Origin of the sequence: Nocardia sp. NPDC051750, assembly GCF_044453135.1 — a bacterium.
GTDB lineage: Bacteria > Actinomycetota > Actinomycetes > Mycobacteriales > Mycobacteriaceae > Nocardia.
Genome location: NZ_JBITCK010000004.1, coordinates 176,189 through 203,185 on the forward strand (window position 1 = coordinate 176,189; position 26,997 = coordinate 203,185).

At 66.1% G+C, this 26,997-nt stretch carries 30 protein-coding genes; 23 read left to right on the plus strand and 7 right to left on the minus strand.

The features are described from left to right. Window positions 1–49: 49 nt before the first annotated feature. From ACIA75_RS19150 to ACIA75_RS19190, 9 genes are all read left to right on the plus strand, one after another. Window positions 50–286 (plus strand): hypothetical protein, encoded by a 237-nt coding sequence (locus ACIA75_RS19150; protein ID WP_397105680.1) that lies wholly within the window; start codon window positions 50–52, stop codon window positions 284–286. 189 nt (window positions 287–475) lie between these two features. Further along, window positions 476–826: a type VII secretion target gene (locus ACIA75_RS19155; RefSeq protein WP_397105682.1), complete on the plus strand. Its 351-nt coding sequence runs from the start codon at window positions 476–478 to the stop codon at window positions 824–826. After that, a complete protein-coding gene (locus tag ACIA75_RS19160; protein ID WP_397105684.1) occupies window positions 823–1,533 on the plus strand; it encodes a hypothetical protein in 711 nt (236 codons plus the stop codon). Before ACIA75_RS19155 ends, ACIA75_RS19160 begins: the two co-directional genes overlap by 4 nt. Then, window positions 1,530–2,042, plus strand: a complete 513-nt coding sequence (locus ACIA75_RS19165) for a hypothetical protein (RefSeq protein WP_397105686.1) — start codon at window positions 1,530–1,532, stop codon at window positions 2,040–2,042. The genes ACIA75_RS19160 and ACIA75_RS19165 overlap by 4 nt, the downstream gene beginning before the upstream one ends. Continuing rightward, complete coding sequence (locus ACIA75_RS19170) at window positions 2,039–2,917, plus strand: hypothetical protein (protein ID WP_397105688.1); 879 nt, start codon at window positions 2,039–2,041, stop codon at window positions 2,915–2,917. The genes ACIA75_RS19165 and ACIA75_RS19170 overlap by 4 nt, the downstream gene beginning before the upstream one ends. Window positions 2,918–3,005: 88 nt before the next feature. After that, window positions 3,006–3,932 (plus strand): hypothetical protein, encoded by a 927-nt coding sequence (locus ACIA75_RS19175; protein ID WP_397105690.1) that lies wholly within the window; start codon window positions 3,006–3,008, stop codon window positions 3,930–3,932. 184 nt (window positions 3,933–4,116) lie between these two features. Then, window positions 4,117–4,356 carry a hypothetical protein gene (locus ACIA75_RS19180; RefSeq protein ID WP_397105692.1) on the plus strand — a complete coding sequence of 80 codons (240 nt, stop codon included), beginning with the start codon at window positions 4,117–4,119 and terminating at the stop codon, window positions 4,354–4,356. 85 nt (window positions 4,357–4,441) lie between these two features. Continuing rightward, complete coding sequence (locus tag ACIA75_RS19185) at window positions 4,442–4,738, plus strand: hypothetical protein (RefSeq protein ID WP_397105694.1); 297 nt, start codon at window positions 4,442–4,444, stop codon at window positions 4,736–4,738. A gap of 232 nt (window positions 4,739–4,970) precedes the next feature. Then, complete coding sequence (locus ACIA75_RS19190) at window positions 4,971–5,939, plus strand: hypothetical protein (RefSeq protein ID WP_397105696.1); 969 nt, start codon at window positions 4,971–4,973, stop codon at window positions 5,937–5,939. Window positions 5,940–6,499: 560 nt separating this feature from the next. Here ACIA75_RS19190 and ACIA75_RS19195 read toward each other — a convergent pair. Both ACIA75_RS19195 and ACIA75_RS19200 read right to left on the minus strand, forming a co-directional pair. Further along, on the minus strand, window positions 6,500–6,688 hold the full coding sequence (locus tag ACIA75_RS19195; RefSeq protein WP_397105698.1) for a DUF397 domain-containing protein: 189 nt from the start codon (window positions 6,686–6,688) through the stop codon (window positions 6,500–6,502). Beyond that, the gene (locus ACIA75_RS19200; protein WP_397105700.1) at window positions 6,681–7,562 is read right to left on the minus strand and encodes a helix-turn-helix domain-containing protein; all 882 of its coding nucleotides are present in this window, start codon (window positions 7,560–7,562) and stop codon (window positions 6,681–6,683) included. Before ACIA75_RS19200 ends, ACIA75_RS19195 begins: the two co-directional genes overlap by 8 nt. 235 nt (window positions 7,563–7,797) lie before the next feature. On the opposite strand from ACIA75_RS19200, the gene ACIA75_RS19205 reads away from it, so the two are divergent. From ACIA75_RS19205 to ACIA75_RS19245, 9 genes are all read left to right on the plus strand, one after another. Beyond that, on the plus strand, window positions 7,798–8,130 hold the full coding sequence (locus tag ACIA75_RS19205) for a hypothetical protein (RefSeq protein WP_397105702.1): 333 nt from the start codon (window positions 7,798–7,800) through the stop codon (window positions 8,128–8,130). A 328-nt stretch (window positions 8,131–8,458) separates the two neighbouring features. Then, on the plus strand, window positions 8,459–11,068 hold the full coding sequence (locus ACIA75_RS19210; RefSeq protein WP_397105704.1) for a tetratricopeptide repeat protein: 2,610 nt from the start codon (window positions 8,459–8,461) through the stop codon (window positions 11,066–11,068). Beyond that, window positions 11,011–11,946, plus strand: a complete 936-nt coding sequence (locus tag ACIA75_RS19215) for a dihydrodipicolinate synthase family protein (RefSeq protein WP_397105706.1) — start codon at window positions 11,011–11,013, stop codon at window positions 11,944–11,946. The genes ACIA75_RS19210 and ACIA75_RS19215 overlap by 58 nt, the downstream gene beginning before the upstream one ends. Before the next feature lie 2 nt (window positions 11,947–11,948). After that, window positions 11,949–12,431: a hypothetical protein gene (locus ACIA75_RS19220; RefSeq protein ID WP_397105708.1), complete on the plus strand. Its 483-nt coding sequence runs from the start codon at window positions 11,949–11,951 to the stop codon at window positions 12,429–12,431. A gap of 98 nt (window positions 12,432–12,529) precedes the next feature. Continuing rightward, window positions 12,530–13,402, plus strand: a complete 873-nt coding sequence (locus tag ACIA75_RS19225) for a DUF4231 domain-containing protein (protein ID WP_397105710.1) — start codon at window positions 12,530–12,532, stop codon at window positions 13,400–13,402. Between the two features lie 234 nt (window positions 13,403–13,636). Then, window positions 13,637–13,900, plus strand: a complete 264-nt coding sequence (locus tag ACIA75_RS19230) for a type II toxin-antitoxin system Phd/YefM family antitoxin (RefSeq protein ID WP_397105712.1) — start codon at window positions 13,637–13,639, stop codon at window positions 13,898–13,900. 293 nt (window positions 13,901–14,193) lie between these two features. After that, window positions 14,194–15,096, plus strand: a complete 903-nt coding sequence (locus ACIA75_RS19235; RefSeq protein ID WP_397105714.1) for an alpha/beta hydrolase family protein — start codon at window positions 14,194–14,196, stop codon at window positions 15,094–15,096. A gap of 120 nt (window positions 15,097–15,216) precedes the next feature. Further along, complete coding sequence (locus ACIA75_RS19240) at window positions 15,217–15,858, plus strand: dihydrofolate reductase family protein (protein WP_397105716.1); 642 nt, start codon at window positions 15,217–15,219, stop codon at window positions 15,856–15,858. A gap of 216 nt (window positions 15,859–16,074) precedes the next feature. Further along, entirely contained in the window at window positions 16,075–16,878 is an 804-nt protein-coding gene (locus tag ACIA75_RS19245; RefSeq protein ID WP_397105718.1) for an alpha/beta fold hydrolase, read from the plus strand. Window positions 16,879–16,916: 38 nt separating this feature from the next. On the opposite strand, the gene ACIA75_RS19250 is transcribed toward ACIA75_RS19245, so the two are convergent. Beyond that, window positions 16,917–18,071: a TIGR03364 family FAD-dependent oxidoreductase gene (locus tag ACIA75_RS19250; RefSeq protein ID WP_397105720.1), complete on the minus strand. Its 1,155-nt coding sequence runs from the start codon at window positions 18,069–18,071 to the stop codon at window positions 16,917–16,919. Window positions 18,072–18,245: 174 nt separating this feature from the next. Between ACIA75_RS19250 and ACIA75_RS19255 the strand changes: the two genes are divergently transcribed. The 3 genes from ACIA75_RS19255 to ACIA75_RS19265 all read left to right on the plus strand — a co-directional run bounded on the left by ACIA75_RS19255 (window position 18,246) and on the right by ACIA75_RS19265 (window position 21,667). Beyond that, window positions 18,246–19,001 carry a GntR family transcriptional regulator gene (locus ACIA75_RS19255; RefSeq protein ID WP_397105722.1) on the plus strand — a complete coding sequence of 252 codons (756 nt, stop codon included), beginning with the start codon at window positions 18,246–18,248 and terminating at the stop codon, window positions 18,999–19,001. A 279-nt stretch (window positions 19,002–19,280) separates the two neighbouring features. Continuing rightward, on the plus strand, window positions 19,281–20,327 hold the full coding sequence (locus tag ACIA75_RS19260; RefSeq protein ID WP_397105724.1) for a methyltransferase: 1,047 nt from the start codon (window positions 19,281–19,283) through the stop codon (window positions 20,325–20,327). A 140-nt stretch (window positions 20,328–20,467) separates the two neighbouring features. Beyond that, window positions 20,468–21,667, plus strand: a complete 1,200-nt coding sequence (locus tag ACIA75_RS19265) for a cytochrome P450 (RefSeq protein WP_397105726.1) — start codon at window positions 20,468–20,470, stop codon at window positions 21,665–21,667. Between the two features lie 17 nt (window positions 21,668–21,684). Here the strand turns inward: ACIA75_RS19265 and ACIA75_RS19270 are convergent, their stop codons facing one another. Beyond that, window positions 21,685–22,554, minus strand: a complete 870-nt coding sequence (locus ACIA75_RS19270; RefSeq protein WP_397105728.1) for an AraC family transcriptional regulator — start codon at window positions 22,552–22,554, stop codon at window positions 21,685–21,687. A 180-nt stretch (window positions 22,555–22,734) separates the two neighbouring features. Further along, window positions 22,735–23,667 carry an aminoglycoside phosphotransferase family protein gene (locus ACIA75_RS19275; RefSeq protein WP_397105730.1) on the minus strand — a complete coding sequence of 311 codons (933 nt, stop codon included), beginning with the start codon at window positions 23,665–23,667 and terminating at the stop codon, window positions 22,735–22,737. 149 nt (window positions 23,668–23,816) lie between these two features. Between ACIA75_RS19275 and ACIA75_RS19280 the strand changes: the two genes are divergently transcribed. Beyond that, entirely contained in the window at window positions 23,817–24,731 is a 915-nt protein-coding gene (locus ACIA75_RS19280) for an alpha/beta hydrolase (protein ID WP_397105732.1), read from the plus strand. Window positions 24,732–24,843: 112 nt separating this feature from the next. After that, entirely contained in the window at window positions 24,844–25,125 is a 282-nt protein-coding gene (locus ACIA75_RS19285; protein WP_397105734.1) for a lipase family protein, read from the plus strand. 94 nt (window positions 25,126–25,219) lie between these two features. Here the strand turns inward: ACIA75_RS19285 and ACIA75_RS19290 are convergent, their stop codons facing one another. Then, window positions 25,220–26,041 carry an ABC transporter permease gene (locus ACIA75_RS19290; RefSeq protein WP_397105736.1) on the minus strand — a complete coding sequence of 274 codons (822 nt, stop codon included), beginning with the start codon at window positions 26,039–26,041 and terminating at the stop codon, window positions 25,220–25,222. Continuing rightward, complete coding sequence (locus tag ACIA75_RS19295; protein WP_397105738.1) at window positions 26,038–26,997, minus strand: ATP-binding cassette domain-containing protein; 960 nt, start codon at window positions 26,995–26,997, stop codon at window positions 26,038–26,040. Before ACIA75_RS19295 ends, ACIA75_RS19290 begins: the two co-directional genes overlap by 4 nt.

Genomic DNA, 26,997 nt, shown 5'->3' on the forward strand with positions numbered 1-26,997 from the left:
GGTACCGATCTGCCGAAACGTGACGTGCAAACCGAGGCATGATTCTGCCATGCCATCGACCCGGATCACCGTCACTCTGCCTTCTGAGCAGGTCGAAGGACTGCGGAAGATCACCGACAATGTGTCGTCCTATGTCGCTGTCGCGGTGGATCGGCAGATCCGCCACGATCTGCTGGACGAAGACCTCCGCCAGTACGAACAGGAACACGGCGAATTCACCGAGGAGGAACTCGCGGCGGCCCGAGCTGAGCTCTCGGCCGACGGCGCCGAGGACCGCACCGCGTGACCTCACCACCGGTGGAACCTTTCTCGATCCGGTCCGTGGTCGACCCGGCCGTGCACATGTGGCAGTATCTGATACGGACATCTCGGAAAACGTAGGGGGGCTACGATGCACAGACACCTTTAGTCGAAACTCGAGACCTTTCATCGAGTAGAGAACATGTAGATTCGCGGAACATACGAATCTGTTCCCGTGGCGAACCAGACGAAGGTTGATGTGGTTTACGAATTCAAGGTGGTGCCCGCTCATTTGGACTTGGCGGCACGTGACCTGTGGAAACTGAGTGAGGACAACCCGCAGGCTGTGGCCTATGCCAAGCAATGGCTGACCCTGGATCAAAGCGCAGGCGAGATCCTCAAACCCGTGTTCTCGGGGCTCCAAAAGGCTGGCGAACGGCTGCAGAAGAATTATGAGACGTTGGGTCGTGTCACGGACTCGTCATCGACAGAACTGACAAATTCCGCCGCAATGTATAGGTCGACGGATACGCAAACTGCCGAAAATTTGGATCGCAGCTACGAAAAACCGGAGTCAGGAAATTGAGCACCGAGTGGCCGGTGGCCAAACTTGCCGCACCGAGCGAAGATACAGATCCCGTATCCAACTTGGCCGAACTGATGCTCAACGGCAACGGTGTGAGCATGAGTTACATGATCAATGCTGTAATCTCGTACGTCACCGGATTCGACCCCATCGGCACAGTGACGAACTATGCTTCGGGTGATTGGTCCACTCTGTACCAGTCGGCAGAAGCGATCCGGAACATGGCAGGTTACAACAGCACCTACCAGGGTTCCATCGACTCGGCCGCAGCCCACTTCGCGGCATCATGGACAGGGAACGCGGCGGATAACGCGCGCACGTTTTTCACGACATTAGGCGACAGTCTGACCGGGCAAGTCGATCCGATGAACGAGATGGCCGACAAGATAGAAGAGTTCGCCCTCAACTCATACGAGATGGCCAACGGTATCGCCGCTGCGATCCAAGGGCTGGGTGACCTGGCAATTGTGTTCCTGGTGAACCAGGCAGCGGCTCGCCTTCCGACTCCCAGTGCAGCAGTATTCCAAGCCGTCGCGGCCGCGATCGCAGCAGTGATGGCAGTGAAAACCGTGCAGGTCATCAGCGCATTCGGCAATTGGTACAGCGGCGGGATGGCGCTACTCAGTTACCTCGAGAGCGGCGAGAATTATCAGGTCAGCATTCCCGAACTTCCGGAGCAGACCTACGACCACCCCGGAGTGTCATGAACAAGCGTGAAGAACCGATGCTCGATCCGAGCGGAGATATCGGTGTATCTCGGGTGCTCTCACAGGCATTGAAGGTCCTTGCCGACAATACCGTCGACAAGAATCTGGAAAAGCAGTTGCGGGAAATCCGCAACGGAACCGGAAGTTTGCGCGATCTGGAGGCCAGCGAATCGTTCTTGCGGCTCGGTGACTCGGTACTCGAGCAGGTACGGCAAGACCAGGCGAACCGGACCGACGAGGAGAAGCAGCAGCTGGTCGACTCGGGCAACGCCATCCTCGAACGCTACCGGCGCGAGGATCCCCACACCGCGGATCACGAAGCACCGGTAGCTCCGCAAGCCCACCCCGCGCTCGAACGCCCCGTCGAGCCCGTTCCACCACACAATCCAGCGCCCCGGCCGGCGAGCAACCCGCGACAATCCTGGCGCGATGTCGTTGTCACTCCTGACGAGCCAGATGAAGACGACCTCTATTTCCAGGAGCGGCGGCAACGCGGCTGGTTGCAATGAGTGAGGTGTCGGACCCCGGGCAGCGTCGCCAGATCAACGCGTACGGCCGGACCTGGCTGTATTCGGAACATCCGGTGCGCAACCCGGGCGCGGCCGGGCGGGAAGGACAGCACGAAACGGCGGATGCGGCCATCCCGCTCCGCCGCCGACCGAGCTCGCAGGGCGATGCCAAACCTCTACTCCGGATGTCACGACGACGACTTACCGGAAACGTGGTGCCACTCGACCTGGAGTTCGCGCAACCGCTCCCGAATGTCTGTACCGCACACGGCCGGCCCGGTGTGGCGTGGCTGCGGATGAGATCTGTCTTCTACGAAACCGCGGTCCACCCCCGCGACCCGCACCTATCGTTCCATGCACCGCATCGGTATCCGCCGCCCTCGACCGTGGTCGAAGGCGAGTGGCCTGTATGCGACCTGTGTAGCCGCTATCGACGTCGCTACCGCTGGGTGGCCGGGCTTCTCGCGTTAGTCATGGTCATCAACCTGATCGCGGCGGTTGTCGTCGCGCGGATCGTGCACTACGACCCGCTGATACCGCCACTGGCACTCGGCGTATTCCCGGGTTCGATTCCGCTCGGATTGCTCGTCATGTCGTGGCTCTACAAGAAGGGCGATCCTCGGATGACACTGCGGCCCATCGACGATGAACGTTTCTTACGGGTCGCGGCGCACCCGAACTTCGGAGCCGCCATCCAACGTGTGATCACGGCGCCCCAGAGCGAGCCTCCCGCCGTGCAGCACTATCGCCTCGAACACGGCCGGGTGGTGCCGGACCATTCGGCGCAGAGCGGGCAAACAGGCGCGGGTCCCTACCGTATGGAGAACGGCAGAATCGTACCGAACTATGCCGCGAGGCCCGAAAATGATCTCTGACGCGCGTAATGGTGCCGGTTCGAGAAGGTGTCCGAACCGCGTATAGGCTGCGGGCTGAACGCAGTTCGAATCTGAGGGTGGGGAATCAATGGTGCAGCGGGTAGGGATTCTGGTGGCGCTCGCGCTGGCCGCGGCGGGTTGCGTGGACGGCTCATCGAGTGCACCGGCACCGGTCGTCGAGACCGAGCCTTCGGCCGAGGCGCTGGCCCGGCTCCGCGATACCGATATCTGTGCGCTGATACCGCGCGCCACTTTGGCGGAGCACGGCGTAACCGCGGTCGGCACCGATGAACTGTACGGTTGCACCGCGGCGCTCGGCGGCGGCTCCGGGCAGTCCAGCAGAGCCGATTGGGTGGTGCGGGCGCTCGGCGACACCAGCCTGGATTCCGGCGAAACCGTCACCATCGATGGCGTCGTTGTCACCCTGCTCGGCGACCACCATGTCCTCTCGCCCGAAGAGATCGCCACCTTCCCGCAGCGAACGTGCACCGCGTATGCGCCGTTGCCGACAGGAGGTTCGCTCGAGGTCGAGCTCACCCTCGGCCCGGACACTGCGCCGTGCACCGCGGTTCAGCCCCTGGTCGGTGCTGCGTTGTCCGAATGGAAACGCCACCCACCATCGGGCGAATCGCCGGCCACGGTGCACACCGCAGTGACCGGCGCGGACCCGTGCGACATGCTGACCCAGCTGCCCGACGCTCGGCGAAGTGAGACACAGTGGGTTGATCGTTGCTGGTTCGATCTCGACGGCGATCACATGTACGTGGGCTACAGCCACGCCACGGCCCGCGAATTCCAGAATTACGAACCGGTCGAGATCGCCGGGCGACAGGTATTCCTGACAAGTGAAGACGGGTCACCGTCCTACATCGTCCGAGTCGGCCCGACCTTCGACCCGGTCGCCGACGGCTACGAATTCGACGATGTACCCGCAGTACGAATCCAAGGACAAGATCACGCGGCGGTGGAGAAGGCCGTGGCCGCGGTACTCGACACCTTCCCGGAAGCCGGGTGAACAGCGCCGACGCGTTAGAAATATCCGGGCGATCAGCCTCCGGGCGACAGCAATTTTGAATTCCCCGCTACAGGCGTAGGAGTCGACGAGCCGCCCGACGTCGTACCGACCTCACGGGAGGACGGATCGCCGACATGAAAGGTCGTTCCTCGAGTCCGACGAGCGGTACTGGGCTACTGCTAGATTGACATTTCCATGCGCGTTCGCGCTGGTCCACGCGCTGACCCTCCCGGTTGCCGCGGTCATGTCCAATGTGAATGTCCTTGACAACGCAGAAGCGCCGGCAGCGGCCGCCACACTTCTCGCAGTCATGCTGGTGATGGCGATCTTGCTGGCCCGGTCTCGATCGCTCGTGATTCGCGGCGCAGCGTGTGGTCTCTCGCCCGCAGGTCTGCTGGTCATGGTCGCCGGCGTGATCGCGTGAAATCCGCTGGTGCAGGTAGGTCTGTCGATGCGGAACGGCCGGTCGCCGGTGGCTGGTTCGGCCCGGCCGTGCGACCGTAGTCCTGGTGTTCTCGATGCTGTTCCTTCTGGTTTCGATGACCGAGAGCTTCGAAGCCTCCGGCTGGTGGTGGCTCGTATTGGCTGCGTTGGGTTTCGGTGCGCCGCTGACCTTGTCCCATGGTGCCGCCCGGCAGATCGGAGTCGCACTGATCGTGGCCTCATCGGCGGTCGTAATTCCATACTCGGTCTACCCGATCCTCGCTGTACTGCTGTTTGCCGTGCCCATCGCCTCGATCTGCGCCCTTGTCGGGGGAGCCCCGTATCTGGTCTGGCTCCGTCGCCACCGACGAAATTCAGAGTGATCCGGTCCGGTTAGCCATGTTCGATGCGCTTCGCACTGTCCGATGGATCCAGCGGCCGTAGGGCCCGGGTCGGCGCGGCAATTGGAGGGTGACAGGGCGAGCGGTACTACGACCATTGCGAGGTGAGCCGGCCGCAGTATTCCGCGCTGACGCGGTGTGGAGCCCAGGCGTGTAGTGGTTAGGCTGAACCGGGCCTCGATAGTCACTGGCCGGATAAAGCCAAGGGGGGAACATGATCGGACGTCTCGTCGCTCTGTGTCTGCTTCTCGGGTGTCTTACCGCGTGCGGCTTCGGATCCGGCGACGTCAGCAATGTCGACGACTACTGGCTCACCGAGTCGGCCACCGATGCCGAACGGCTGGAGTTATTGCGGCGCGCGCGTGACGTCGACCCGTGCGCGCTACTGCCGCGGGAAAACCTTGCCGAATTCGGCACGGTGCTGCGCGTATTCAACCACGGGCCGAGTGCATGTACCGCCACCCTCGACTCCGACGAGATAAGCGAGCGCACACAGTTCCGCTTTTTCTTCTTCGTGCGGAAACCCGGTGTCCCGGCCCATGTAGCAGGCGCGCCGGTCCGGACGGTCGACGGTGTGGAAATGACGTCCGTCCGCGAGCTGGACCAGCTCGGCGAGGAGTACGAGGACCAACTACTCGAGCGCACCTGCGTAGTGACCGCCGGTTTCCCGTCTCTGCTGACATTCAAGCTCCACAGTTCGAACCCTCTCGGCGCCGAGCCCTGCCCGGTCGGCGAGCAGGTGATGCACGCCGCGCTCGCGACGTGGAAGGCTGAGCCGCCTATGGGCTCCTCACCGGACACCGCGTCCACGGTGGTCGACGAGGTCGATCCCTGTGGCCCGGCCGCTGCCCTCGGAGTCACGGCCCCGGCGGATCGCCAGTCCACGTGGTCGTGCGAGTTCGAGTACCGCGGCGATCGGATCTCTCTCGAATATGTGTACGTCGCGGAGAGATACACCATGGGACCGCCGACATTCTCTGTGGGCACGCACCGGGCCTACCGCGTCGACGAGCCCGGCGACGACCTCGTTCGCTACTACGGCCGGATCGGCCCACCGATCGAGAACGCCGACAAGGTGGGGTACACGGGGCCGAGCTTGCCCACGATCACAGTGACGGGCAAGGATGTCGCGGCGGTCGAAGATGTGGTCCGCCGAGCGTTTTCGCTGATTCCGGGATGGTAGGAAGCCGAAGGATATCGGTTGTCGCCACGACCAGGCAATGCCGTATCGGCGGCCCCGCATCGGCGGTCCGTGAGCGTGGACGGAGTAGGCGGCACGGACTGCGAACGGAAGTGCGAGCACGCTCGGCTCTATGAGGAGACCCGGGAGAGGCCGAACTGATCATGGCTGTCATCGAGGGCAGTCCAGGTGAATTCGTCGTCCCGGTCGGTCGACGGGATAGATACCGAGGGTGTTGAGAATTCAGCACCGGTCGATGAGAGTTCCGTGGCGCGATCGACCCTCGGGCCAGTTCGTGTGTGACGATCATAAATATGCCCTGGACATGCAAGGAGAACGATGCCTGCTATTCGTCGCGTGCACTTGTGCTCGCGAGGAACTCGTCGCCACTTGGCACGGATAACGCAGTGAATTCTTGGCTCACCTACCGGATTGAGCACTGTCCGAGCCTCGACTGGTGCGGCGAGAGTTCCCCGCGTGGAAAGCAGGGATCCGTGAGGGCACAGACCGGACGCCACGGGCTTTGAAACTGAAACTGCGGAAGTCCCAGGTCAGCGAAACGGTCAGTGGCGTCTGGTGGACGTTACGAACGCGTCCCACTCGGCGGGAGAGAAGACGAGTACCCCGGCGTCCAGGTTCTTGGAATCACGAACCCCAACCGCTCCGTCGTCCAAGTGTGCGATCTCGACGCAATCCTTCGTTCCGGTGCTGTAGCTGCTCTTGAACCAATTCACGCTGGATAGGTCATGCACGTTCGTACTCCTCTGCGATCTCCCGGATCAGAGCCCGGCTGCCTTTGTTGTCCAAGGCCCGGCGACCGATCTCGGCACGGACTTCACGATACTGGGCGATCTCGGTGGGTTTCTCGAGGTATAGGTCCCCGGTGTAGCCCTGCACGTACACCACCGGTGGCGTACTGAGGTCGGCCTTCGGGTGGCGGGGGAACTCCAGTAGCACGAAGGAGCCGACGATCAGCCCTTTGTATGTGCCGATCGAGGTGGGTACTACTCGGATCGAGACGTTGGGTCGTCGACTGATCGCGTCGAGATGTCGCAGCTGTCCGGCCATGACTGCGGTACTGCCGGTGGCTCGGCGCAGCACGGATTCGTCGATCAGGACGTCCATGTCCAGCGGATTTCGGTCGTCGGTGAGGCGCGCTTGACGCTGGAGTCCGCCGGCCAGCGTTCGTTCGACCTCATCGGCGGGCGCGTTGGGTAGTTCCAGCCAGATGAGCGCGCGGCGATACTCGGGGGTGTGCAGCAGGCCTGGCAAGAATGTGGTCTGGTACGAGGTGAGTCGATTCGCGGAATCCTCCAGGCCGACGAACAGGCCGAAATCCTTCGGAATCGTATCGGTGAAGGCACGCCACCAGCCGTTGGTCTTGGTTTCCTCGATCAGTCCGAGTAGCGCGGAGGTCACCTCCGGGCCGGCGCCGTACAGCTGGCAGAGCCGTTCCAGCAGCACGGGGTTGAGTCGAACATGCTGTCCGGTTTCGATCTTCCACAGCGTCGACTTGCCGACCGCGATGGCTGCCGCGGCAGCAGCCATTGTGATCCCTGCTTGTTCTCGTAGCTCCGCCAACTGTCTTCCGAGCAGTCGTCGCGGAAGTGTCGCCCCAACAGTCAATGCCCCACCCTCTTCGGCCTTCGCGGTTTCAGTTGAAACCAGAATCGCACCTCCACCGAAACCGTGGACGTTTTTGACGAAACGTTTTAGTTGGAACCTTGCACCTAGGGCAGCCGAGGCGTTCTCTGGAGGTCGGACCCGACATGAGTTCCGAATATGTTCCGACACAGCCGCTTCTAACCGGCACTCATCGAGCCCGGGTCGATTCACCCACACCCTTGAGGAGGGCACACTTGTGTCTGTTTCCGTTGATGCCGCCCGCCGGCGGGCGGCGATCGCCTATGTCCGGCGCGATCTGCCCGGATCCGGTGCCGATCTCCACGCGCTCGCCGAACGGCACGGGTACCGGCTGGTATTCACTGTGGTTGCCGATACCGGGCCGATGGTGTCTGGGCTCGTTGTCGCTCAACATCTTTACGAATACGACGCCTGGGCGGTCGTCGTTCCGGGTTTCGAGCACGCCGAGGCGATCCGGACCCTCGTCACGGACCTTGCTGCGCTCATCACCCCGATGCAGCTCTATCCGCGCGGGTTTCGCTGGCTGGTAGCCGATTCCGGAGACAGGTGATGTCGATCTGGGACCTCCTGCTGGTCATCCTGGCGCTCGTGCTGGTGTGGTTCACAGTGGCGCTGTTCCGTACCGGCGATGATCGTTGACGGGTTGATACCGCGCTGCCGGGCTCGGCGACCGCAGGAGAATTTCAGATGTCCGGCTGCTCCGAATGCCGACCCTGGTCGACAAGAGCCCAGCCTCCGGAACCGTGCTTCCGCGGCTGCCATGCGAACGGCCCTATCTGGACCCTGATCGACGGGTACGATCCTTCTGACGCTGGCGGCGGTATCGAATAACGTTTCCGCACAACCCCGTCGGGCGGTATCGCAGAGGGGAAGCGGTCATGGGGTCCGAGGTTTTCATCAGCCACGCATCGGGTGATGCGGTGCTGGCGGAGGCGATTGTGCATGCGCTGGAGGCGGCCGAGCTGTCCTGCTGGATCGCGCCCCGGAACATCCTCGCGGGTACCGACTACGCCGAAGCGATCATCGAGGCGATCGAAGAAGCTGCGGTGATGGTGGTCGTGGTGTCCGATCAGGCGAACCGGTCGCGGCACGTGCCGCGGGAGGTAGAGCGGGCGATCGCGCGCGATGTGAGTCTGGTGCCGTTCCGGATCGCTGATATCGCGCCGTCGAAATCGTTGGAGTACTTCCTGTCCAGCCAGCACTGGCTGCACGCGTTGCCGCCGCCCGTCGAGGCTCATATCGGCAAGCTCGTGGACGCCGTGTCGGCTTTGGTGCGCCTGCGCCGGGCGGGGACGGCGGATACGTCGGTGGCCACCATCGCGAACGCGGTGCGACGTCGTCCGATAAGGGTGCCTGCGCCCGTTGGAGTGTTCACCGGGCGCGCCGGTGAGCGGGAGAAGATCGCACAGGAGTTGAGCCGGACCACGGTGGTCACCCTCGTCGGGCCTCCGGGGGCCGGGAAATCCGAGCTTGCCCGGAGGGCCGCGGCCGACCTCGGTGCCGGGGTGGTGTTCGTCGATCTGTCGACGGTGACTGTGACCAGCTCGCTGACGTCGGTGGTCGCCGCGGCGTGCGGGTTGGATCCGGCTTGGGACTGGCGCGATGTGCTGGCGGCGCTGGACGACACCGACACGGTTCTGCTGCTCGACAATGCCGAGACCGCGTTGTCGGTGGACGCTTCAGGATTCCGGCAGGTCGTCCGGGACGTGGTGACGGAATGTCGTCGTGTGCGGGTGCTGGCCACCTCGCGGGAGCGGATCGGGCTGCACGGGGCCGAGTCGCTGTTGCGGGTGGGGCCGCTGCCGGATGCCGAGGCGGAGGAGCTACTGGGCAAGCTGCTGTCCGGTGGGTCGGTGGTGCTCGGCAAGAACGACGAGCAGGCGGTCGCTCAGATCCGTTCTCTCGCCGACGGACTGCCGCTGGCCCTGGTGATCTCCGCGGCCTGGCTGGCCGAGATCCCGGCAAGTGCATTTCTGCGCTCCTGGGAGCGGTCGCGGGAGATGCTGTCGACACTTCCGGGTTTCGAGGAGGCGGATCGCGCCGCGAGTATTTACGTCTCGGTAGCGGTCTCCGTCGACGCGGTCGGCATCGAGGCACAGCGGCTGCTTCGTGTGCTGTCGATGCTGCCGGCCGGTGCCTCCAGCGAGTTGCTCGACGTCGTACTCGGTGAACATTCGCTTTCCGCTACGGCCGAGCTGGTGCGGAAATCTTTGGTGGAGAGGTCAGGAACGCAGCTGAGGATGCTCGTGCCGATCCGTGAGTTCGTGCTGGCGCGTGCCGGTGTGGAATCGCTGAGCCCGCTGGTGCGCGCGGCGATCGCTGTCCATATCGATAAGCTCCGGGACATCACCGGGTCGGCGTATCGGCTCGATACCGCGGCCGAATGGGACTCCCTTCAGGACACGCTGGCGAACGTCGGTGCGTTGGTGGATCGCGGTCTCGGCGACTCGACAACCACGGAAGTTGCTATCCAACTGGCGGTGGCCGCCGCACTCGCATTCCGCGCCACCGGACGGATCGGTGAGGGCGTCGACCATCTTCAGAAGGCATTGACGCGCGTACCGGCGAACAGTGAGACAGCGGGCAACCTCCAGGAGGAGAGCGGGCATGTGCTGCGTGCGGGTGCTCGTCTGCAGGAAGCTGCAGCGTGTTACCAGGCGGCACTGACAACCTGGACCGAGCTGGGGCGGACGGATCGGGAAGCCGTATGCCGGCTGCGGCTCGGTGATGTGCTTCGACTACTCGGTCGCTACCCCGCTGCCCACGAGAACTACACGACCGCGCTGGGTCTGTATCGGACTTTCGACGATCAACTCGGTCTCGCGGACGCTTATGAATGTGTCGGCGATGTGGAATGTATGACCGGCGAATTCGCGGCGGCCGCGCGGCACTACGAGCAGGCACAGGATATGTTCCGAGCGATTCCCGACGGGACGGTCGGGATGGTCAACACGGCCCACAGCCTGGGTGAAACCAGGCTGGCCATGGCCGATGTGGCCGGGGCGCGCGTCGACTACGACCAGGCCCTGTCGATCGCGACGCGAATCGGTGATCTCCAGGGCCGGGCGAACGCGCTGCTGGGTCTCGCGAAAACGGATCTCCACGAGGGCGAACTCGAAACGGCGCGTGACCGGATCGATCAGGCGGAGGGTCTCTACCGGCAGATCGATGACCGGCTCGGCCTCGCGAATACGCAGATTGCCCTCGGCGACCTCCACGCCGCTACCGGGGACTCGACGGCTGCGGACGCGGCATACGAACGGGCAGAGGTAGCGTTGACCGCGATGGCCAGCCCGGCCAACCGGATCCTGACCTCGCTGCGGCGGGTACTCGGACGGCAGCTCGCCTGGGACAGTCCGCAGGTTGTGCGGATCCGGGACGAGTTCGCGCGGCTGGTCGACCGCAGCGTCGATGTGGAGGAGTGTCGCCGATGGCCGTTGGAGCGGAAGGGAAGCGTCTTCCACGGTGGGCTGGAGCTGTCGAGCTGAACCCGATACTCGCCACCGTCACGCCCTTCACCAGCGACTATCGAGTGGATACGGGTGCGCTCGGCGACTACCTCAACTTCCTTCACGAGTCCGGGGTGCGGACTGTCCTGGTCAACGGCACAACGGGGGAGTTTCCCGCGCTCACGGTCGCCGAGCGGAAGTCGGTCCTCGAATTCACCCGGTCCCAATGGTCCGGACAGCTCATCGCGCATATCGGCACATCGGCCGTCGGTGACGCGATCGAGTTACTCGACCACGCACAGGACCATGCGAACGCGGTCGCTGCCATCTCTCCCTACTACTTCGCCGAACCGCCCGAAGCCGGTATCCGCGAATTCTTCCGCCTGCTGCTCGACCGGACGAAGTTGCCGCTGCTGGTGTACAACTTTCCCCGCCATACCCAGTCACTCCTCTCGCCGGCGCTCCTCGGCAGTCTCGCCGCGGAATATCCGATGCTTGTCGGAGTGAAGGACTCGGGGACCGATCGTGGGGTCACTCGGGACTATGCGGACACCGGACTCTCGGTGTTTGTCGGGTCCGATGGTGCTGCTGCGCACATCGCCGAGCACGGTGCACTCGGGATCGTCTCGGGCGGTGGTAGCCCGGTGCCCGAGCTGCCGGTCCGGATCGCACAAGCACTGCGAACCGGCGACCAGAACGAGGCGAGCCGGTGGCAGACGGTGTTCGACGAATGCCGTGCACTGCGCCGGCAATCCGGCCTCACCGATACTGCGTTTGTGAAAGCTGCACTTGCCGAGCGTGTTCCGCGTTTTCCGGCAGTGGTCCGGCCGCCGCTGGTGGCGGCGGACAGCGTGCAAAGGCAGGAGATCGGCACCTACCTCCGCGCCAAGATCCTGCCGCAGATCGACGCGAGCTGATCATGGCTCGACTCGGCGTGACCGGTCATATCCATCTCACGGCGGATACGGTCGATCTCATCCGGCGGGAGCTCTCGACTCGGCTGCAGAGGTATGGCGGCGACGTCGTGGGGGTCAGCTGTCTTGCGCCCGGTGCGGACACGATGTTCGCGGCCGCCGTCCTGGCCGCTGGTGGGCGGCTCGAGGTAGTCCTGCCGGCCCGCAGGTATCGAGATCATGCTGTCCCGGCAGAGGCACTGGACGTCTTCGACGAGCTGCTCGCCCGAGCGGAGACGGTCCAGGTGATGTCATATGAGGACCCCGCTGCAGACGCCTACCGTGCAGCCAACGAAGCGGTCCTCGGCTCGATCGAACATCTCTTCGCAGTGTGGGATGGCGGCGGGGGCGGGACGGGTAGTACAGCCGAGACAGTGAAATCCGCCCGCGATCGCGGCATACCAGTGGATATCGTGTGGCCTGCCGGATCTCGTCGTGAGGTGAAATAAGCCGTTCGGCAACGTAATTGGACAAGCCAAATCGAAAGCTGTGCACGTGCCGCCCTGCTACGGTGACACCATGATCGCCGTCGAAACCGGTCGATGCGATGCTCCGGAATGAGGACCTGCCCGGTCTTTTCCAAGCCGCCGATGAAGCGGCAGTAGGGGGTCAGCGCTCTTACCTGCGCAACTATGGTCTCCGGCTGGTGCTCGCAGTCGTCGCCGCCGTGTGCGCCGCACTCAGTCTGCGGGTGGGTTCACACGCCACTGATCTGGCAGCGCTCGGTACAGCTCTGGCCTTTGTCTGCATCCTCACATTGGATATCGGGTTGCTCAGCTCCCGGCCCAACAGGACATGGCACGAAGGCCGCGCGCTGGCCGAATCGGCGAAAACCCTGGCCTGGAAGTACGCGGTAGGCGGCGCTCCGTTCGACCACATGTTGACAGGATCAGCAGCCGATACGCAGCTGATCGACCGGACTTGGCAGCTACAGCACAGCTTTCCGGAGGTCCAGCTCGAGCCCACCACGGTCGCCACAATTTCCGACCGCATGCGTGAACTTCGCGGCTGCACATTCGCTGAGCGCAGACAGGCATATCTGGAGCACCGTATCCAAGACCAGCAACGTTGGTATGCCGCAAAATCGAAACAGCACCGTCGTCGCGGGGGCAACCTCCGGGCAGCCGCCCTGGTTCTCGAGATCGCGGGCATCGCCGCCGCGCTGGCGAAAGCGTTCAACGCTATAAATTTCGATCTGGCCGGCGTAGTCGCCGCGGCCATCGCCGGTATTGCTGCCTGGACGTCCGCCCGGCAGGACAACCGGCTCTCCGCAGCCTATGCGACCACGTCGAACGAACTGGCGCTGATCGCCGAAAACATCCGCAACTCCAGCGAAACAGACTGGGGTGCGGACGTATCCGGCGCGGAGGAAGTGATCAATCGTGAGCATGCGCTGTGGCGAGCCTCCCATGTCGAGTAGCCCGGACGAGATGGTGGGAAGACAGCCGCACTCACGCGATCTCGACCGCTGTCAGCCGATGGTCGAGCGCGGGATGCCTTCGAGCTCAACCGGGTTCTCACGAATCGCTCAGTGATTCATATATCGATCATTCGGCGTTTGTGGGCTGATGATCGTTTTATGTATCACCGCGGCTCCTCTACCGGGCGTGTCATCCGGTAGTACCTTGCGGCACGTCGGCCTAGCATGCTCCTCATGAGCGCTCCCGAGATCACCCAGCGGGATCTGCGGAGCAAGTCCCGAGAGATCATGGACGCTGTCCAGAACGGGCAGACGTTCACGGTCACCCGCAACGGGCACCAGATCGGGCAACTCGTTCCGCTTCGCCGCCGCCGTTTCGTCTCTCGCGACGAATTCGCGGCGATGTCGAGGACCTCCGGGGATATCGACCTGGAGGGATTCCGGGAAGGTCAGGACGTCAACGCCGAGAGCTATGCGGACAGATCCTTTGACCGCTGAAGCGGAGACAACCACTGGGGCCTGATCGGCGCGATCGCCATCGCCGAAGGTCTACCGTGCTTCACTACCAATCCCGACGATTTCAGGGGGTTCGACAACCTGCTCACCGTCGTTTCGGTGACTCGGCCCAGGGTTCCCCACGAGGGCTGATCAGTGCTCGACGACAGGCTGGACGGCGGCGGAACTCCCTGCGTGGTCGCGGTGTAGCTGAGTACTGCTGTGCGTAGGATCGCCTCCATTGTGTGCCGAGCAAGCCCACTCCGTGGGCGGACGCGAACCACAGGAGGCGGGCCTTGCGTGGACTGTCGAGGGTGGCGGCCGGGATGGCCGCCGTAGCGTTGGTCGCGGTATCCGGGACGGCCTGTGGACGGGACAGCACGGAAGGTCTCGTGGTCCACGCTGCTGCGGACACGATGAAAGTTGTCTACGGAGATCATCGCGACAACTACGGGATTCTGCATCTGCCGGAAGGGGCGGGGCCGTATCCGGTGGTGGTGATGGTGCATGGGGGTGGGTGGCTGGAGGATCACGATCTGGGCTACTTCGAACCGCTGGCGGCTTCGCTGGCCGAGGCGGGGGTTGCGGTGTGGAATATCGAGTATCGGCGGGTGACCGGGGAGGGTGGCTGGCCGGCGACCCTGGCCGATGCCGATGATGCCACCGAAGCGCTGGCCACCGTGGTTCAGCAGGCGGCGGGGGGACGGCTCGATCTGGGGCGGGTGCATCTTGCCGGGCATTCGGCCGGTGGGCATCTGGCGGCCTGGATTGCGGGGCGGCACACCCTCGGGCCGAGCGCTCCCGGGGCGCAGCCGCGGGTTCGTCCGCGGAGCGCGACCATTATGGCCGGTGTGTTCGACCTGGCCCTGGCGGTGCGCAAGGGGCATGACGAATTCGTCGGAGGGTTGCTCGGCGGGGCGCCGTCCGAACAGCCCGCGCGTTATGCCATCGGATCACCCATCAGGCATCTGCCGGTGGGGATTCCGGTGGTCGCCGTGCACGGGTCGGCCGATTCGGTGGTCGACCCGGTGCAGTCCCGGGCCTATGTGCGGGCCGCGCAGGCCGCCGGGGATCCCGCGCGCCTGGGGTGGCTCGAGGGGGTCGGTCATGCCGACTTCGGTGATATCGATTCGCCGGCCTGGGCTACGGCCCGCGCGATCATTCTCGAGCATGTGACAGGTGCGCACGCCCATCGGTGAATGGGATGACGCGCCGCCCGTCACGCGGGGGTTCCGGAAAGGCCACGAGCGGGTCGCAGATGACTTTTGGGTCGCGGACCGGTCATAACCAGCGACGGAACGCAGTGAAAGGACGGATCGATGAAGCTCACCGTGCACGAATTCCTCACTCTGGACGGAGTGATGCAGGGGCCCGGTGCTCCCGACGAGGATGTCAGTGGTGGTTTCGAGCGTGGTGGATGGCAGGTGCCGTTCACCGCGGACGAGGACTTCGGGCGGATCGTCGGCGGGTGGTTCGAACAGGTCGAGGAGTTTCTGCTCGGGCGCAGTACCTACGACATGATGTACGAGTACTGGTCGCAGGTCACCGACCCCGGCGATATCGTGGCGACGAAGTTGAACGGGCTGCCGAAACATATTGTGTCGAGCACCCTGGTCGATCCGGAGTGGCAGAACGCGACCGTGATCGGCGGGGAGGTCGTCGAGCGGGTGCGGGCTTTGAAGGAGCGGCCGGGTGGCGAACTGCAGGTGCACGGGAGCTGGCAGCTGGTGCGTACGCTGCACGCGGTGGGGTTGATCGACGAGTATCGGCTGATGGTCTTTCCCGTGGTGGTCGGCCCGGGGAAGCGGTTGTTCGACTCGGACTCCCCGGCCTCGGGGTTCAACCTGGTCGACAGTGCAGTGACCGGCTCGGGGGCGGTGTATCAGGTGTTGCGGCCCGCGGCGTTCCGGGCCGGCCGGTATCTGGTCGAGGACGGTCGTGAGGTTTCCGAGGTCGGTTGAGCGCAATTCGAACCGGCCAGGTGGTGAGCGGGGATGCATGGCCGCCCGCGTCGGAAGGCTTCGGGCCGTCCGGGAGATGACGGCTCGGGGTCGGAAACTCGCAGTGTGACGACCACGTGGGGCTAGACTCAGTGGCCGTATGACCTGAGCGCCCCAGATCTTGGCGCTGACCTGCTCGAATTCGTGAGAAACCGATCGAGACCGGACAGGGAAACCATGACCATATTTCGCACTGTGCGCGTTGCGTTGTTCACTGTGATCGTTGCTATGGCCGCGGCGCTGGGGGGCGCGATTCCGGCGGCTGCCGCCCCGCTGCCGACCGTGGTGCTGGTGCACGGCGCCTTCGCCGATCCGACAGGCTGGGACGGTGTCGCCGCGCAGTTGCGCGGGCAGGGGTATCCGGTGTTGACACCGTCGAATCCGCTGCGTGGGCCCGCGCACGATGCCGCGGCCATCCAGTCGGTTCTCGACACCGTGGAAGGCCCGGTGGTGCTGGTCGGGCATTCGTACGGCGGGTTCGTGATCAGTAATGTGCACGACCCCGACGTCGTGTCGATGGTCTATGTCGCGGCGTTCGCGCCCGCCCAGGGTGAGGTCGCGCAATTGGCGCTGGATCCGATCCGCTTCCCTGGTAGCGAGCTGCTGCCGCCGACGCTGCAGGTGGAACTCGTCGACGACCCGCAGGGGCCGATGGGCCGCAACCTCGACGGGTATGTCGCTCCGGATCGTTTCCACGATGTGTTCGCCCAGGACGTGGACGACGCCACGGCCGCCGATATGCTCGCCCATCAGCGTTCGATCGCTGTCTCCGCCAACCTGGAACCTTCCGGCCCGCCGGCGTGGGCCGACGTGCCGACCTGGTATCTGGTGTCATCCCAGGACCGGGTGATTCCGGCGTCGTCGCAGCGGTTCATGGCGGGCCGGATGGGTGCGCAAACCACTGAACTCGACTCTTCGCACGCGTCGCTGGTCTCCCATCCCGACGAGGTGACGGCGGCGATCACGGCCGCGGCCGGCTGACCAGTGGAGTTCTGGGCCGGGACGACTGGTGAGCCGGTTCAGAGCAGATCGTCGAGGACTGTGGGTGCCAGGCCCAGGGCGGTGGTCATGCCGATACCGGAGGTCACCGAGACGACTCGGACGCCGGGCATGGGTGTGGCGACGAGGAAGTCGGTTTTCGGGGAGTCGGCGTAGATCCCCCGCCACCGGCGCCGGACGGTGAGCCGGTCCGTGCCGAAGAGGCGGGCGCCTTCGCGGAGCAGCAGTGCGGTGACCGACTCCTCGTCGAAGGGGAGGTGGGTGCGGCTGTAGTGGTGGGTGTCGCCGAGGACGATGGCGCCGTCGGGGCGCTGGGTGAACATGAGGTTCATGACCACGTCCAGCGTTTCGGGGGCGCGGTCGGTGATTTCGCGGCGGACCTCGGTGGCGGCGGAGGTGGCGGCGAGGCCGCCGTAGCGGAGCATCGAGTAACCGGTGAGGACGGCGGGGTCGATCCGGACGTCGCCGGGTGGGTCGATTTCCAGCATGTGCAGGCGGCAGCGGCGGACGTCGTATTCCTCGGCGAGAGTGGGGAACAGGCGGTCGACGTCGTGTCCGGTGGCGTGCACGATGGTTGTTGCAGGGAGGTCGCCACGGGCGGTGTGCACGAGGCCGGGGGAGAGTGCGCCGGCGTGGGTGTGCCAGTGGAATTCGACGCCGTTTTCGGCGAGCCAGGCCGCCACTGCGGGGATTGCGGCGCGGGGGTCGACCCGCAGGTCCAGCGGGAGATGGGCGCCGCCCTCGCTCTCGCTTCCGGTGCGGGCGGCGGGGAAGGAGCGCTCCACGCCGGCGCGGTCGAGCAGACGCACATGGTCGGTGCCGCGAGCGGCGGCGAATTCCTCGAGGACACCCATCTCGGCGGCGCTGCGGGCGACCACGAGTGTGCCGGCGCGGACGATATCGAAGCCGGCCTTGTCGGAGAGCTGTAGCCATTTCTCGCGAGCCGCCATGGCGTAGTCGAGGGCGGTGCCGGTCTGCGGGGTGGCGCAGAGATGACCGAAGTTGCGGATCGACGCGCCGACCGCGCGGGCGTCGCGTTCGACGACCGCGACCCGCATCCCGCGCTCGACCGCGTCGACGGCATGGGCGAGGCCGACGATGCCGGCGCCGACGACGGCGAGGTCGACCGGCTGGGCCGGCAGGGTGGGGGAATCGGGTGGCGGGGCAGCTGTCATGGCTGGAATGGTCGCAAGTCCGATCGCAATGGCTCAAGAGTCGCGGCCAACTTGTATAGATAAGTTCATCCGCTATTTCATGAGGCCAGCAGGATAGTTGGATCCGACAGGTGGTCGTATCTCTACACTTGTCTGGTCAAGTAAGGGGCAGATTTAGCGAACCGGGAGGACGATGTGGCCGTACCGCTGCACGCCAGGGTTTCCGCCGAACTCCGGGAGCGGATCCACCGCGGCGAACTCCCGCCCGGTGCGTCCCTGCCCTCGGAGGCGCGGTTGTGCGACGAATTCGGTGCCTCCCGGGGCACGATTCGCAGTGCGCTGGCGACCCTGCGCCACGAAGGGCTCATCGTCGGCGGGCAGGGCAGACCGCCCGTGGTGCGCGATACCGCGCTCGGGCAGCCGTTCGAAACCCTGCTCTCGTTCACCGCCTGGGCGGAGCGGATCGGCCGGACCCCCGGGCAGCGCACCGTGGAGATCGCCCGGCGCGGCGCATCCGCCACCGCGGCGGCGGCGCTGCGGATCGACGAGGGCACTCCGGTGGTCGAGATTCTGCGGGTGCGGCTGCTCGACGGCGAACCCGTTCTGCTGGAACGTGCCGCGTTCGTCGAGGCGGTGGGCCGGCTGCTCTTCGATTTCGACCCGGACACCGCCTCGATCTACGCCTCCCTCGCGGACCGTGGCGTGGACCTGCACTCGGCCCGGCACACCATCGACGCGGTCGGCGCCGATCAGGGCGACGCGGCACTGCTGGGAATCACCCCGGGGGCACCGCTGCTGCGGGAACGCCGGTACACCTCCTCCGCGGCGGGCGTCGTGCTCGAATACGGCGACGACCGCTACCGGCCGGACCGGGTCAGCTTCACCATCGACAACACCCGGGACGCGGCGGCCGGCCGGGATCTCCGGGTCCTGAAGCAGGCGCACCGGTGACGAAAGAATGACGGCGGCGTCACCGGCGAAGGGCGCCCCGAAATGCGGAGCCGGAACGAATTCGCCTGCTCATCCATGATATCGACGGGGCCACACCGACGTTCCGTGTCGCCGTACCGAAGCCGTCGAACCGATTGAGCGCGAGAGGGTTTGGTTAGCCTCGGGCTCGTGGCGGCACTGCCCGCGTCACGGACAGAGCGTCTGTACCGGACCTGCCTCGAAGGCCGGAAGGGCATCGCATAAACCGGGCACCGCGTAGCTCCGGTGAAAGGAACGAACATGGAGAACACACCAGTGAACGAATCCGCCGGCAACGGCGTAGCACCGGAAACCTCCTCGGCCCCGGGCATGATACAACTGCTCGCCGGCTTCCAGATCTCGCAGGCGCTGTATGTGGTCGCCCAACTCGATATCGCCACCCAACTCGACGACGGGCCCCGGACCATAGACGATCTCGCGGCGACCTGCGGCGCGCGACCCGAGGTGTTGCGCCGGCTCGTGCGGAGCCTGGCCCCGCTCGGTGTCTTCCGCGGGCTGGACGGGGACAAGGTGGAGACCACGCCGCTCGGCGCCACCTTGTCCACCCGGCGCCCGGATTCACTCCGGGATATCGCCATGTACTGGATGGAGACGCACTACCTGCCGTTCAGCGAGCTGCTGCACACCGCCCGGACCGGGGAGACGGCGGCGCACCAGTATCTGGGTCAGCCGTTCTTCGACTGGGTCGTCGCAACCCCGGGCATGCCCGAGCTGCAGAGCCGGGCGATGGCCGGTCTCACCAGTGGACTGCGCGACCGGATGTTCGAGGAATACCGTCTTCCCGCAGGCGATGTCGTCGCCGATATCGGCGGAGCCGACGGTACTATCCTGGCCCGGCTGCTCCAGGCCGATCCCACTCGCCGCGGAATCCTGTTCGACCTGCCCGAGGTGGTCCAGTACGCGCAGAAGAAGATCGCGGAGCTCGGGATGGCCGATCGCATCGACACGGTTGCCGGAGACTTCTTCGAATCCGTGCCGCAGGCCGACGTGTATGTGATGGCTGCGATCCTGCACGACTGGGACGACGCCGCCTGCGTCCGCATCCTGAACTCCATCAAGAGTGCCGCGGCTCCGGGCGCGCGGGTCGTGCTGATCGAGGGCATCGTGCCACCGGGCGACGAACCGCACGCCACCAAATTGATCGACTTGACCATGCTCGGCGTCAACACCGGAAAAGAACGCAGCGCCGCCGAGTTCACCGAACTCCTGGCCTCCGCCGGGCTCACCCTGGACCGGATCGTTCCCACGCCGGAGCAGTACTCGTTCATCGAGGCGCATTTTTCGTGACGGCCCGGCCGGCGGCGGCCCGGAACTTACGGTTCGGTGCGCGGAAGTATCGGTAGTCGGCAGAATCCCCGGCACCGTTTGTGCGGTGCCGGGGTGCATCGGACACTGGCGCGGTAGATCGAAAAGACCAGGGAGGCAATATGTCCGAGTCGCGAATTCTGCTGCCGACTCCCGGTGAGTCCATGCTCCGGACCCACGAGCGCATTCTGCAGGCCGGTGAGATCGTTCCGGTCGAACTGCCCGGCGGGGTGCCCGCGTGGATCGCGGTCAGTCATCGCGCGGTCAGCGAAGTGCTCGACGACAAGGTGTTCCCGAAACACCATTCGCGGTGTCCCGCACTACACGACGGCACCATTGCCGCGGACTGGCCGATGCGGCCGCTCACCGATGCCGAACATATGCTCAACCAGGACGGTGCCGCGCATCGCCGGCTGCGCCAGACCATCAACAAGGCGTTCACCCCGGCCCGGGTGGCGGCGATGGAACCGCGGATCCAGCAGATCGCCGACGAACTCATCGACAGTTTCCCGGCCGGCGACGAGATCGACCTGATCGCGAACTACACCACGCCGCTGCCGGTCCGGGTGATCTGCGAACTGTTCGGAGTGCCGATCGACGAGCAGTCCCAGCTGAAGAACTGGACCCTGACGATCGTCTCGGCCACCGCCACCGGTGCGGAAACGCAAGCGGCCATGATGGCCATGAGCGGGTACTTCGCCGAACTGCTGCAGCGTAAACGCGCTGAGCCCGGCGACGACCTCACCTCGGCGCTGCTGGCGGCCAACACGGACAACGAGCTCACCGAAGAGGAACTCATCAGCATGCTGTGGCTGGTGATCGTTGCCGGGCACGAGACCACGGTGCATCTGCTGGGCAGCGCGGTGGTCGCGTTGCGGGAGTTCCCCGAACAGCTCGCTCGCGCGCAGGCCGAGAACCGCTGGGCCGATGTGGTGGAGGAGGCGCTGCGCTACCGGTCCTCGGTGGTCGGCGCGCTCATGCGCTATCCGCAAACCGATGTGACGGTCGCCGGTGTGGACATCCCGGCCGGCAGCATGATCATCTGGCACGGCGGCGTGGGCCGCGACCCGCTGAAGTACCCCGATGCCGGTACTTTCGATATCGATCACGACCACAAGGATCAGCTCGCGTTCGGCCGCGGCCCGCATTTCTGCCTGGGCGCCCCGCTGGCCCGGCTGGAGAGCCGGATCGCCCTGTCCACGCTGTTCACCCGGTATCCCGGCCTGACTCTCGCGGTGGACCCGAAGGACATCGAGTACACCGTGCAGATCCCCACGGTCGGCCCGGTCACGCTGCCGGTGCGGCTCGGGTCCGCGGAGTAACCGAGCGACGAGGTGGGTCATGCCCGCTGGGCGGCGATCTCGCCGCGGCGGCGCTGCCGGAACTCCCGCGGCGTCTGACCGAAACGTTCCTTGAATGCGGCGGAGAACCAGGCGGGCGTGAACCCACAGCGGGTCGCGAGTTCGGCGATGGTCAGGGTGGTGCTCGGGTCCTCCAGCATGTCCCGGGCGACCCGCAGCGCTTCCTCGCGCCGGACATCGCGGAAGGTCGTGCCCGATTCCTGGAGCAACACGCGCAGTTGACGTTCCGACCAGCCGAGCGCATTCGCGACTGCCGGTAGGCGCACATCGCCGCGGCCGATATGCGCCCGCAGATAGCGGCGAATGCTCTCGGCCACCTCGGCACGATGCGCGCGCTGCGGTTCGGTTTCCCCGGCCACCATCATGCACAGCAGTTCGGTGATCCGATCGCACACTGCGTTGAATTCGCGTTCGGACAGCCGGGACTGCTCGGCGTGCGCGCCGCGGATCATGGCGTCGGCGACGCGGCCCAGCCCGCGGGTCATATCGAGGACGACGTTCATATGCGCGCGCGGGCGCACCCGGTGGTCGAATTCGGTGCGCGGCACCTCGAGTGCGTAGGCCGCGGTATCGGGGATATCGATCCGGCACGGGATCTCGAGGCCGACCACGGCCGCCTGCCCGGTTTCGGCGCGGGTGATGGTGTCGCGGAAACGCACGCCGAACGAGTGGCGCTCGGGAATCACGACCCAATAGAAGTTGTCGCCGGGGTCGGCACGGATATGCCTGCCGCTTCGGTTGCACCGGCGCCGGCCGTGTTGGTCCCAGCGCAGCAAGGTGTAGGTGCGGGACTCCTGTGTGGTGAGGTCGGCCTGCCAATCCGGTTCGTCACCGAATTCGTGTGCCATCGGCACGAATCCGTCGGCCAGGCCCGAGAACGATTCGGGACCACACCCGGCCACGCTGTGCCAGCGCAAAGCGACCCTCCCGTCGATCCGGATCGGCCGCTGCCCGCCGATACGATCCGCGCAATCACCATACTGGGCCGGCCGGTCACCGGCCCGCCGAGCGCGCTCGCGGGCCTGTGTTCACGACAGGGCCGCGACCACCTCGCGGTATCGGGCGGCGTCGGCGGGCCGGTCGTCCTCGATCGACCAGGCGATCTCCTCCACGCCCCGCAGATACGCCCAGGCGCGGGCGCGTTCCCGGTCCACCTCGAGACCGTCGGCGGTGGCCGCGACCATCCGGCTCGCCCTGATCGGATCGGGTTGTGTTTCGACCTGTTTCAGGATGAGGAAGCCGGCGTCGAAGGCTGCCTCACCCAGGAAGGCTTTGGGATCGATGAGTAGCCACGGCTCGCGTTCGGCGGCCACGATATTGCCGAGATGGGTATCGCGGTTGACGATCACCAGCGGCCCGTCGGGGACGGTCAGCCAGGCGCGGAGCTCGCGGGCTCGTGCGGTGACCGCCAGGGGGAGGTAGCCGGTCAGTGCGGGGGCGGACAGCTGCTGTTCCCACTCGGACACGATATCGGTCACCAGCGGCAGCGCGGGAAATCCCGCCGGTATCTCGGTGGGTGGGCGGCGGAGCCGGCGATACAGCGCGCAGGCGATCTGGATCTTCCTCGCGTTCTCCGCCTTGCCCTCCAACGGGATTCGCGGCTGCGCGATCAGCGGGATCCCGGGACGCGCCCATTCGAGCAGCAGGGCGCCGCTGCCGGGATCGAAATCGTACAGGTGCGCGGCACCGTCACCCCGGTAGCAGTACATCCCGGTGGCTTCGCCGGCGTTCTCCTCATCGGGCACGGCGATCTTCAGCACCGCGACCGAGCCGTCACCGCGCCGCACCGGCGCCACGAAGGAATGGGTACCGCCGGCGAACGGGCGGCCGATCAACTCCAGCTCCCACGCCCGGCGCCGCCGGTCCACCAGCGCGGGCAGCTCCGCGAGCCAGCGTTCGCCCTGTTCCGCGAAGATCGTCCGGATGGTGTCCACCACATCGGGCGGGAGGCCGAGCGTCATCGGACCAGCTTGCGTATCCGGCGGGCGATCGACAACCGAATTTCCGGGACAGCCGGCGCGAACCGCGCGATACAGCGGGCCCGGCTCGCGTACGCTGCGGAAGCCGGGCAGATCCGGGCCCGGTTCGACAGCGAGAGGACGGCTTGTCGGTGCCTTCGAATACTTTCCACCCTGAACTGCGCCTTGCCCGGCTGCTGCCACGGTCCATCGTGAGCCCGCGCACCCTTCCCGTCATCCGCCGCCTGCAGATCCGCTCCGGGAAAGCCCAGCCGGTGGGCGGGCGGATCGAGCGGGTCGACGAGACGGTGACGGTCCGGGTGTTCCGTCCCGCGGCGAGCGGGCAGCCCGTGCCGGCGCTGCTGTTCATCCACGGCGGCGGTTACGTGATCGGCAACGCCGCGATGGGGGACCGGTTCTGCCGGCTGGTCGCCGACCGTCTCGGGGTGGTGGCGGCATCGGTGGAATACCGGCTGGCGCCCGATCACCCGTACCCGGCACCCCTGGAGGACTGCTACGCGGGCCTGTGCTGGCTGGCCGGGCAACCGGACGTCGACCCGGACCGGATCGCGATCGCGGGCGAGAGCGCGGGCGGTGGCCTGGCCGCGGCGCTGACGCTGCTGGCCCGGGACCGCGGTGAGGTGCGGCCGGTGTTCCAGCTGCTGTCCTATCCGATGCTGGACGACCGGACCTCCGCGCGCGCCGATCTAGATCCGCGCCGGATGCGCATGTGGAGCCCGCGGAACAACGAGTTCGGATGGTCCTCCTATCTGGGCGGCGTGGCGGCCGGCGAAGTTCCGTCGCCGGCTCCTGGGCGTCGCGACGATCTCGCGGGTCTGCCGCCGGCTTGGATCGGGGTCGGTACCAACGACCTCTTCCACGCCGAGGACGTGGCCTACGCCGGCCGGTTGCGCGCCGCGGGTGTGCCCTGCGAGCTGTACGAGGTCGACGGGGCCTACCACGGTTTCGATCTGGTCGAAGGCCGCGCGGGTGTCGCGCGCGCGTTCCTGCGGGCGCGGATCACCGCGCTCTCGGCGGTGCTGGGCGAAGGCGAGCGGGTGTCGTAGCATCCGGCCGAACCCCGGTCCACCGCTCGGTCTGCCGCCACGACGAGCGCAGAGACTGTTCCGGTGTGCCCTGGTCCGGCCGGTTACGCCGGTGTCTCCGGCCTCACCGGTGATGTCGGCGTCCCTGGTTCCGCCGGTGGTCGAAGCCCCGGCCCGCGTCCAGTACACCCGCGACCACGCCAGTGAGCACATCGCCGCCGAGGTGACAGGCGGGCCGGCCGCCCTGCTGTGGCTACGCGACCGCCTCACCGGCGTACCCGCCGCACCGGGCTGCACCACCACCGATGTGCCCACCATGCCGACCACGCCGGGCGAGTTACCTTTCCTGGCTTCGGTATTCGGTGAAACCGTGGCATCGTTCTTCGGCAAGCCGATCGGAAACCCGCTGACTTGATCGGTACCGGTGACCGAAGGCGCCCGGTGACAGTGGTGACGGTGGGGGTCCCGCCGTTACCGGCCTCGTTACCGCTCCCGTCGGCAGGCGGCGGTCAGGTTCGGCGCGACCGGGCGGACCCGTACTGTCGCAACACAACCGGGACCGTCACGACCAGCGCGACCACCAGCCAGACCGCGGACGCCGTCACCGGTTCCCGCAGCGGCCACGCCGCATCGCCGGCGACCGTGCCCGGTGCGCCGAACAGTTCCCGCAACGCGGCGACGACGGCACTGATCGGATTCCACTCCGCGAAGGCGCGCAGGGGGCCGGGCATGGTCTCGGTCGGGACGAAGACATTGGAGAACATGATCGTCCCGAAGATCAAAGGTGCGGTCTGCTGGAGCATCTGTTCGTCCCGGATCACCGCGCCGAGACAGATCCCGGCCCAGCTCAGCGCGAACCGGAACAGCAGCAGCAGGATCACCGCGGCGAGTATTTCCGCGGGTGTCGCATCGATCCGCCAGCCCGCCACCAGGCCGATTCCGGCCATGATGAGCAGGGCGAGACCACCGGTGAGGGTTTCGGCGAGCGCGAGTCCGGCGGGAACCGACAGGGCCGGGAGCGGTAACGCCCGGAAACGGTCGGTGAGGCCGCTGTGCAGATCCGCGTTGGCGGTCGACGCGGTGGCGGTGAGCCCCATGGCCGCGACGAGGACGAGAACACCCGGGGTGAGATAGGACCGGTAGGCCGCGGCGTCGGCGGTTCCGGCGAGCGCGCCGCCGAAAACGAAGCCGAACAGCAGCATCATGCCCGCCGGTGCGGCCAGGGTGATCGCGAGCAGGCCGGGGGAGTGGCGGTAGGCCGACAGGATTCGCACGAATGCGGTCGAGGTGGCGGCGGATACGGAAGGGGAGCGCGGAGCGAGCGTGTTCATCGGGGCGTCCTTGCGGTGGGTCCGGTGAGGGTGAGGAAGGCATCGTCGAGGGTGGCGCGGCGGCGGCCGATATCGTGCACCTCGATACCCACCGCGTCGAGCGCGCGCAGGATGGGTAGTAGCGGTATCTCCGCGTCGGGGAACGAATATGACAGGGGCGCACCGAGTTCGGGATCGCTCGCCGAATCGCCGGCCGGTGCGGCGATCCCGCCGAAATCGGCCAGCACGGTGTCGATCTCGCCGCGGTGGCGTGGATCGGCCACCAGGTCCAGGCCGCCGCCGATACTTGCCGTGAGCTCGTGCGGGGTGCCCGTCGCGATCACCCGGCCGCCGTCGAGGATGGTGACGGTATCGGCGAGGCGGTCGGCTTCGTCCAGGTACTGGGTCGTGAGCAGCACGGTGGTGCCCTCGGTCACGAACTCCTGGACGTACCCGTAGATCTGGTTGCGGCTGCGCGGGTCGAGCGCGGTGGTCGGCTCGTCCAGGAACAGGACGCTGGGGCGGACCACCATGGCCGCGACGATATCCAGCCGCCGCCGCATCCCGCCGGAGTAGTCCCGGGCGAGGTGATCGGCAGCGTCGGCGAGGTCGAATCGTTCGAGCAGTTCGCCGGCGTGGGCGCGGGCCCGGCGGGCCGGGAGTCCGTTCATCCGGCCGAACATGGTGAGGTTCTCCAGGCCGGTGAGCCGGGGGTCGACCGCATGGAACTGCCCGACCAGGCCGATGCGTTTCTTGACCTCGGTGGTTTCCCGCACGGTGTCGTAACCGGCGACGCGGGCGGACCCGGCATCGGGGCGCAGCAGGGTGGCCAGCATCCGCACCGTCGTGGTCTTCCCGGACCCGTTCGGCCCGAGCAGGGCGTGCACCCGGCCCGGGTCCACGTGCAGGTCGACGTCGTCGACGACGGTCCGTTCCCCGTACCTCTTCGTCAGTCCGCCGGCCTCGATCGCCGTCAT

Coding starts and splice junctions, on each gene's coding strand:
- ACIA75_RS19260 (WP_397105724.1), top strand. CDS start 19,281: ATGGAGAACACACCAGTGAACGAATCCGCCGGCAACGGCGTAGCACCG.
- ACIA75_RS19230 (WP_397105712.1), top strand. CDS start 13,637: ATGAGCGCTCCCGAGATCACCCAGCGGGATCTGCGGAGCAAGTCCCGA.
- ACIA75_RS19295 (WP_397105738.1), bottom strand. CDS start 26,997: ATGACGGCGATCGAGGCCGGCGGACTGACGAAGAGGTACGGGGAACGG.
- ACIA75_RS19285 (WP_397105734.1), top strand. CDS start 24,844: ATGTCGGCGTCCCTGGTTCCGCCGGTGGTCGAAGCCCCGGCCCGCGTC.
- ACIA75_RS19210 (WP_397105704.1), top strand. CDS start 8,459: ATGGGGTCCGAGGTTTTCATCAGCCACGCATCGGGTGATGCGGTGCTG.
- ACIA75_RS19290 (WP_397105736.1), bottom strand. CDS start 26,041: ATGAACACGCTCGCTCCGCGCTCCCCTTCCGTATCCGCCGCCACCTCG.
- ACIA75_RS19240 (WP_397105716.1), top strand. CDS start 15,217: ATGAAGCTCACCGTGCACGAATTCCTCACTCTGGACGGAGTGATGCAG.
- ACIA75_RS19275 (WP_397105730.1), bottom strand. CDS start 23,667: ATGACGCTCGGCCTCCCGCCCGATGTGGTGGACACCATCCGGACGATC.
- ACIA75_RS19265 (WP_397105726.1), top strand. CDS start 20,468: ATGTCCGAGTCGCGAATTCTGCTGCCGACTCCCGGTGAGTCCATGCTC.
- ACIA75_RS19170 (WP_397105688.1), top strand. CDS start 2,039: ATGAGTGAGGTGTCGGACCCCGGGCAGCGTCGCCAGATCAACGCGTAC.
- ACIA75_RS19245 (WP_397105718.1), top strand. CDS start 16,075: ATGACCATATTTCGCACTGTGCGCGTTGCGTTGTTCACTGTGATCGTT.
- ACIA75_RS19165 (WP_397105686.1), top strand. CDS start 1,530: ATGAACAAGCGTGAAGAACCGATGCTCGATCCGAGCGGAGATATCGGT.
- ACIA75_RS19215 (WP_397105706.1), top strand. CDS start 11,011: ATGGCCGTTGGAGCGGAAGGGAAGCGTCTTCCACGGTGGGCTGGAGCT.
- ACIA75_RS19270 (WP_397105728.1), bottom strand. CDS start 22,554: ATGGCACACGAATTCGGTGACGAACCGGATTGGCAGGCCGACCTCACC.
- ACIA75_RS19225 (WP_397105710.1), top strand. CDS start 12,530: ATGCTCCGGAATGAGGACCTGCCCGGTCTTTTCCAAGCCGCCGATGAA.
- ACIA75_RS19150 (WP_397105680.1), top strand. CDS start 50: ATGCCATCGACCCGGATCACCGTCACTCTGCCTTCTGAGCAGGTCGAA.
- ACIA75_RS19175 (WP_397105690.1), top strand. CDS start 3,006: ATGGTGCAGCGGGTAGGGATTCTGGTGGCGCTCGCGCTGGCCGCGGCG.
- ACIA75_RS19190 (WP_397105696.1), top strand. CDS start 4,971: ATGATCGGACGTCTCGTCGCTCTGTGTCTGCTTCTCGGGTGTCTTACC.
- ACIA75_RS19250 (WP_397105720.1), bottom strand. CDS start 18,071: ATGACAGCTGCCCCGCCACCCGATTCCCCCACCCTGCCGGCCCAGCCG.
- ACIA75_RS19220 (WP_397105708.1), top strand. CDS start 11,949: ATGGCTCGACTCGGCGTGACCGGTCATATCCATCTCACGGCGGATACG.